The 6,769-nt window shown below is 46.1% G+C and carries 6 protein-coding genes; 2 read left to right on the top strand and 4 right to left on the bottom strand.

The features are described 5' to 3' along the window. Together E1189_RS03780 and E1189_RS03775 are read right to left on the bottom strand one after the other, a co-directional pair. A partial coding sequence (locus tag E1189_RS03780) for a GNAT family N-acetyltransferase (protein WP_155158737.1) occupies positions 1-1,127 on the bottom strand: 1,127 nt, incomplete at its 3' end. A 14-nt stretch (positions 1,128-1,141) separates the two neighbouring features. Beyond that, on the bottom strand, positions 1,142-2,371 hold the full coding sequence (locus tag E1189_RS03775; RefSeq protein WP_196221167.1) for an aminotransferase class I/II-fold pyridoxal phosphate-dependent enzyme: 1,230 nt from the start codon (positions 2,369-2,371) through the stop codon (positions 1,142-1,144). 285 nt (positions 2,372-2,656) lie between these two features. Here E1189_RS03775 and E1189_RS03770 point away from each other — a divergent pair, with 285 nt between their 5' ends. Then, a complete protein-coding gene (locus tag E1189_RS03770; protein WP_329601886.1) occupies positions 2,657-3,937 on the top strand; it encodes an FAD-dependent oxidoreductase in 1,281 nt (426 codons plus the stop codon). A 70-nt stretch (positions 3,938-4,007) separates the two neighbouring features. Here the strand turns inward: E1189_RS03770 and E1189_RS03765 are convergent, their stop codons facing one another. Both E1189_RS03765 and E1189_RS03760 read right to left on the bottom strand, forming a co-directional pair. Continuing rightward, complete coding sequence (locus E1189_RS03765; RefSeq protein WP_230460123.1) at positions 4,008-5,210, bottom strand: type II toxin-antitoxin system HipA family toxin; 1,203 nt, start codon at positions 5,208-5,210, stop codon at positions 4,008-4,010. Then, on the bottom strand, positions 5,197-5,454 hold the full coding sequence (locus E1189_RS03760; RefSeq protein WP_155158734.1) for a helix-turn-helix transcriptional regulator: 258 nt from the start codon (positions 5,452-5,454) through the stop codon (positions 5,197-5,199). Before E1189_RS03760 ends, E1189_RS03765 begins: the two co-directional genes overlap by 14 nt. A 644-nt stretch (positions 5,455-6,098) precedes the next feature. Between E1189_RS03760 and E1189_RS03755 the strand changes: the two genes are divergently transcribed. After that, positions 6,099-6,769: DUF3800 domain-containing protein (locus tag E1189_RS03755; RefSeq protein WP_230460122.1), on the top strand; the 671-nt coding region annotated here is incomplete at its 3' end.

Here is a 6,769-nt window from a genome sequence, read left to right as displayed (position 1 = left end):
CGTGGAGGAACTGAAGGAGGGAAAAGAGTGTTAATCATAAATGACAATACCCAGTTGATAAACTTGTTAGTATGGCTAACCCCCAAATAGAGGGGAGACAGACTCGCTCCCAGGCTTGACTTTGCTTCATAGCTGGTTTGCCCCAGCTGAACAATATCAACCCCATGATCCTCTCCCTCCTCTATTACTCGGTAAAAAGCATTGTAATAAAGCGAATAGTCATCACGAATGTGGTAATCCATACCCAGGTACATGGGAAACAGGCGTTGTTTATCGTGTAGGTACAAAATAAAAGAGACAGGGGTTTGCCCAACAAAACAGACTGATAACTTTGCAAGGCTACCAGGCAATTTCCCTATATTTTCAAAAAAGCTGAGCGACAACTCCTCAAACTGCACCCTGGATCGCCTCTTTACCTGCAAATACATATCATAGAGCCTGGCTGCAAGTTTTGGAGTCATTTCAGGGCTCTCCCACCGACCACCACAGGCGGCCAGCCGGGATTTTCTCTGTTTCATTAACTTCCGGTAATGATGCCTCAAGGCTGACGAATAAGAGTTTTTACCAACAAAAGCCATTGGTAAAAATGTGGTTGCCACACTTTCTGCAATATGAAAATGACCTCCCCAAGCTTTTTGGAAACAGGAAATTTTCTGTGCCTCTATCTCTTTTATGATAATGAGGGAGCCACCTACGTGGCTGGCTCTTGACTTTATCTCACCAGAAACAAAATCGATAACCGTCTGTATATCGTTAACTGTTTCATCCAGATGAAATCCAAGAAGGTCACGACATGTTGCCAGAGGTGAGCCCGCAACAAACATATTTACGTACAAAAAGCCGGGGTATGCCTTCCGTATTTTTTTCGCAAGCCTCTGAAGGAAAACAGGCGCCACAACCGTGAGCGATGAACGAAACAAAAAGCAGGGAATAATGCCAACCAGACGTTCCTGCGGGCCTCTTACTATCAAATAATGATAATCCATTCCCGGGAGCGCACTATCTTCTACCCAGCACTGGACACGATAAGATGTTCGAGCATCGCTGGTGCCAAAACAAGTGATCCAGTCATCTTCACTGATAGCCCGGCATTGACGCTCCCAAGTCACAGTATAAGGATAAGGCATGTGTTGACTGCCCCTTACCCAAGATGAGTGGCACACGCCACCTTAAATGCTTCCAGCGCAACATCTAGCTGCGCCTTGGTATGAACTGTGCTGACATTGATTCTCTGTCGGGGAGCATCTTTATCAACACCCGGATAAGTAATGGGATTAACAAAAACATTATGATCATGAAGTGTTCTTGCAAATTGCAGTGTCGTTTTGTCGTCGGGCATCATGACAGGTATAACAGCACTTTCTGTCTGCAGAGTATCCAGCCCTATCCGGTTAAGGCCCTGAACAAGGTAGCGGGCATTGTTATGAAGATTTTTCTGTATCTCAGGATTTGCGTCCAGAATATCAAGTGACGTTTTAGCCACAACGGCCATGGCCGGGGGAATGGATGCAGAAAACAAGTAGCTGCCTGAACCAATGTACAAAGACTCTATAACAGCTCTTTCTGCAGCCACAAACCCGCCAATAGCCGGAATTCCTTTGCTGAGGCTGCCAGTAATAATATCGACCTGATCCTGTAGATTGAAAAATTTCGCCGTTCCTTGCCCGCAAGGTCCCATTGCTGCCAACCCATGGGCATCATCAAGAATCGTGAACAGACTGTACTGTCGGGCTAGCGCAATGATGTCCGGCAATTTTGCTATATCACCATCCATGCTGAAGACACCATCTGTTACGACAAAGCGTCTTTTACTCCTGTTATGTTTTTTAATTTTGTCTTCCAGGTCATTCATGTCGGAATGACGGTAAACGACGACATCAGCACCAGAAATTTTTAAACCTTCAATGATGGATCGATGGTTTTGCTGATCTGAAAAAACTGTATCACCAGGTTCACAGAGATTACCCAGCACACCGGTATTGGCCGCATAGCCGCTGCTATAGGTCAGGCAAGCAGGTTTGCCAACAAACTTCGCCAGCTGTTTCTCTAAAGCAAGATGTACATCAAACGTGCCATTCAGCATACGAACGCCACAGGAGGACGTACCATAATCAAGGAATGCTTTTCGCCCAGCCTCAACAACATCAGGATGGTTGTTCAACCCTGAGTAGTTATAGGTACCCAGATGAATAACAGTATCAATACTGCCGGCTGTGGGCATGTCCGGGTTATTCAGGGAAACCTTCGCGGTTGCTCCGGGGTCACTATGAAATATCCTCCCGACAACTGACAGAAATTCTTTCTTTTTCAGATAGTGGTAATGCTCATACGACAACTTGCATCTATTTGCTGATTCAAGCAGTTTGCTCACTGTCCACTCCGACCTAACTAAATTAAGAAGGTAGAGGATAGAAAATAAAACACTATGCACAAGCTGGTTTCCTGCTAACCCGCTATATTCCATGAGCATTAAGTACCCGGACCATTGCTTTCGCATAGTCTGGCGGCGTCTTTTTCCGCCCTTGCTGCGTCACAACTCTTATCACGTAGCGGGCTGCGTTCCCGACGTTGGTCCTTGAAGAGCGAAAAAATCCACTCGCCATCATTATGCGAAAGCAATGGTCCGGGTACTTACAATACTCATTGCATTTTACAGGTGAACGATGTGAGTTATAGCCGTCCTCATACAGTTATCGTAGGAGCAGGCAGTAGCGGAGTTATCTTAAGCTCACTTTTGAAAGGGATCTCAAAAGTGACGCTTGTTGAACAAAGAAACGTTCTCGGGGGTAATGCCCGGGATATTCCCATCAGCACAGGGGCAGAAACCATAATCTGCCCTGCTGGCACCCAGGATTTTATTCCTGAAGCGTACCCGGAATTCACCCAACAACTTAACCAGTATCTTTATCCCTCTCAGGGAAAAAGCACCTTACCTGTCGATGTAGTATTCCAGAACGCCCAGGGGCAACCTGTTTTTCTCTCTCCTAATAAACAGAGAATCTCCTCACCAGAGTACCTGCAAAAATATGGCCAGCAGCTACAGGTTTTTGCCCAATGTCTCGGCGCTTTAAGGCAATCTACCAATGATCAAAGTATACGTCAGTGGCTTGCTCAGACAGGCGTACCAATGCAAGATCTTGAACCTGTCATAATCCCCCTTCTGACCAGCATGGCGGGCTGTGACCCCGTAAGTACCTTGTCACAACAGGCTGCACCGGTAGCAAGCTATCTGGGAAGCATGTTCTCTCAGACAGGTGAGCTATACGCCTCTGCTCAGTACCGTGAAGGATTCACGAAGGTACTTACGGACATAGCCTCCAGCAGCGGTGCTCATATCATGCTCAATACCTGTGTAAAAAAAATCACCGCCGGCGCCAGTGGTCACTGGGCAGTGAATATCGCTCTAACAGGCTCTTCAGTTCAAAAGAAAGACACCTTGAATGCCGACTGTCTTGTGCTGGCAATACCGCCCTGGTCACTACCTGCAATTGAGGGCTTGCCTGTCAATTGGCGCCAGGCTGCCACTCAAGTAGACACCTCCCCCATAAAAACACTCATTCATGATGACTTCAGCCTTATTCCGGAAGACAAAGATGCCAGAGCCCATACCTTGATCCGATACACGACAGATCACAAAGTGTTATTGACACAAGTTATCGGGGATATGACTGATCAAAGTATGCAACCTGCCATGATGAAAACACTCACCCACTCCCAGGCAAACATTCCCATCGCGAAAAAACATATTCATCATGAAGAGCTGTTTGATTTCCCTGTTTATAGCTCACAAACTATCCGGGCGTTATCCACCATAATGCAGACTCAGGGGCAAGGCCGTCTATGGTTGGCCAGTGGACTCATTGACGGCTACGACAGCCTGGAAAGCTCAACCCGGATTGCCCGTGCTGTTGCTCAAGGTATAACGGGTTGTCTTTAGCACAGAAGTAGACAGGCGTTTCATAGGAGCCAGACTATGCGAAAACAATGGTTTGGGTACTTATGAGCTGTTAGCGCAGAGATCGACGATTCTTTGTATGTCGAAAGCCCTTTGCAGAGTCGGCTCGTGCATGAACCTGACTGATTGCACCGAGCATGGAAGCTTTTAGCCCATCCATGAGCTCTACTTCGTCCGAGTCTGTAAGGAAGGTGTTCAGTGTTTCGGACATTTCATCAATAATGGCTCCAGGCTTCGTGACACTGTACTCATCGCCAAGCCGGATCAGCTCACGGCGAGTAGGGAACTCTTTGGACTTTCGTAGCTTCAGTGCCATCTGGTTATCGATGGTCGGATAAATCAGAGTATGGGTAATGTCATAGGGGGGGGATAACCTGAGATTGCCCATATCCGGATCATACTGTAACGCGAAGTTTTTAAGGTGGGCATCTCCATTACCAATCAACAGACTGTGAACTATGTAGCGGAATGCTTTCTCTGTCTCTTTTGGACTTACCACGTATTTTTGTACAACCTTCATAACCATTTCATAGCTGGAGTTATATTTCTCCTCGCTGGCACGCCCCATAAGCGTTGTGAAATCTTCCATACCCCACTGAATACCATCAACGCGGTCAAAGCGTTCCACAATAAAAACTTCATGGTTGTTTGACAGATAACAGCGCGGCGGCTCAAGCCCGCAAGCACGAGCACTCTCCATACACACGTACTCATTGATTGCCAGAGAGGGAAACTCAGCGTCACCTGTTTTTACGATAATATCTTGCTGCGGAGTTGTGGAACGTGAGGCTTGAGGAATAAGAACCTTTGGTTGAACTCCGGATAACATACCGCGCAGATAAAACCTGTCGAGCAACTGTGGGAAAATGTCTTCAGGCTCATCCCACCCAACGATATCTGAAATTGAGACCTTCTCCAGAGGAGGAAGCTCAAAACCTGCGTCGTATCCAAGAAGCCCGATACCATCTTGCCCCTGCAGAGCCAAAAGGTACATATCATTGACTTTGGCATAGCGCCTCAGTTTCTCACTGACGTAACGGCGGATATAGCCTTCCGGAAGATTCTGGGAGAACACCGGAAAGATGGCACCACTTTTATACGGCTCTAGCTGAACAGGCATAGACAGTGAGATAGGCCATTCATCTGCCTGATAAAGAAAGTTATAGCTGGCACCGTGGGTTAATAGCCCAGCTGGGTTCGTATGAACAGAAACCCCAATTCTCGAAATAGATTCAGGAAGGCTAATCATCGTCATCAAAGATACCCTTCAAGTCATCGAAGTGCGGGCGGAGGGGCTGCTGAGGTTCTATTTTCAGGGAGAATCCCAGACTTTGAAGGTAACGACGGAACCCTTTCAGCGACCCATGGTAATTGCCCGTTTCAATCAGGGAAATAGTAGAGTGGCTTAACCCTGCTTCTTTGCCGACTTCAGTTTGCTTCAGCCCCTGTCGTTTTCGTTCTGCCTTGAGTTGCTGTCCTATTTTCTGAAGATCTGTCATTTAGCTATATAGTAAAATTTATGATGTTTTCTGAATTATTTTACAATATAGCTAAATTTTGAAGAGGGTCTACCTCCTTCTCACTGTGAATGACGTTTTTCTTTGATTCTGAAAAAACCTCTGTCAAAGACAACACGGTGATGGATGCATGCTTCACGAAGCACATCACTTTTCTCAATTTCCATCTCTTCTGACGAAACCCCATGATTCCGCTATAAATGTATTGAAAACAATCTGTTACCAAGATCCTGTGACGTAAAAGCAATTTTCAGACTGGGCTTTGTCTATTATCGTACCTAGCCTGACTACTTTATAAAGGCCAATTTCTCGTATTGTATACTCCGGTATCAGGCGTTCATTTCCCTGAAATGAACTATTTTTGGCCATAAGGGTCTTTAGGGATGTGGATTGATTTGGGAATCTATTGACTCACATCAAAAGCCTCCCTACACTTCACTCGTAGCTACATAGCAGCTCGAGAGAGTTGCAAAACATTCCTTGCTGGGTCTCCTTTCTGGTGAGGTAAAGGGTGCCAATATCGCGCCCTTTTTCTTTTTCAGGGATCTGAAAACTGCTGTATGTACATATGCTACGTTGATGAGTCCGGTGACACGGCTCCGCTGTCTACGTCTAACAAAAACTCGATGCCCGTTTTCGTCATAGCTGGGTTGATCCTCAAGGCAGACAAAGTATCTGAATTTACCAATAAATTCGTTGAGATAAAAAGGGAGTTCTATCCCGGTTTATCTGACAAGATCGGTCGGCCAATTGATCTGATACGCGAAGAGATTAAAGGTGCAGAACTTAGAAATCCCAAGTCCTTGAAATCAACCCGCAAGTGGAAACATACCCGCGATTTTCTGAGTCGTTTGATCAACCTTGTTCATACCTATGAAGGCCGTATTGTTGGAAAGATCTTGGTTAAGAAACCAGATCAAGAAACCAACGCCATGAGTATATACACCAGTGCCGTTCAACAGATCTGTACTGAGTTCGACCACTTCCTGGAATCAAAATCATCCACGGGCATTGTTGTTGCGGATTCGCGCAATCATGTGCTCGATGTACAAGCCTCTCATAGCATTTTTACCCAAAAATTCCAGCGAAGCGGTGATGCCTATCCACGCTTGCTGGAAATGCCTGTGTTTGGAAAGAGTGATAATCATGCCGGTATCCAGATGTGCGACATTTTATGCTCGGCACTTCTGTTCCCCTTTGCATCCAATGCATTTTGTCATGAATATTCTGAAAAGTTACGTAACATCCATGTTCAACCTTCCCACGAAAAATTGCGTAAGGAGTTTGCTCGCCGCTT

The organism is Parendozoicomonas verongulae, from assembly GCF_009711465.1.
Lineage (GTDB): Bacteria > Pseudomonadota > Gammaproteobacteria > Pseudomonadales > Endozoicomonadaceae > Sansalvadorimonas > Sansalvadorimonas verongulae.
The sequence above is the reverse complement of the archived record's forward strand: the minus strand, read 5'-3'. Positions and strand labels throughout refer to the sequence as shown.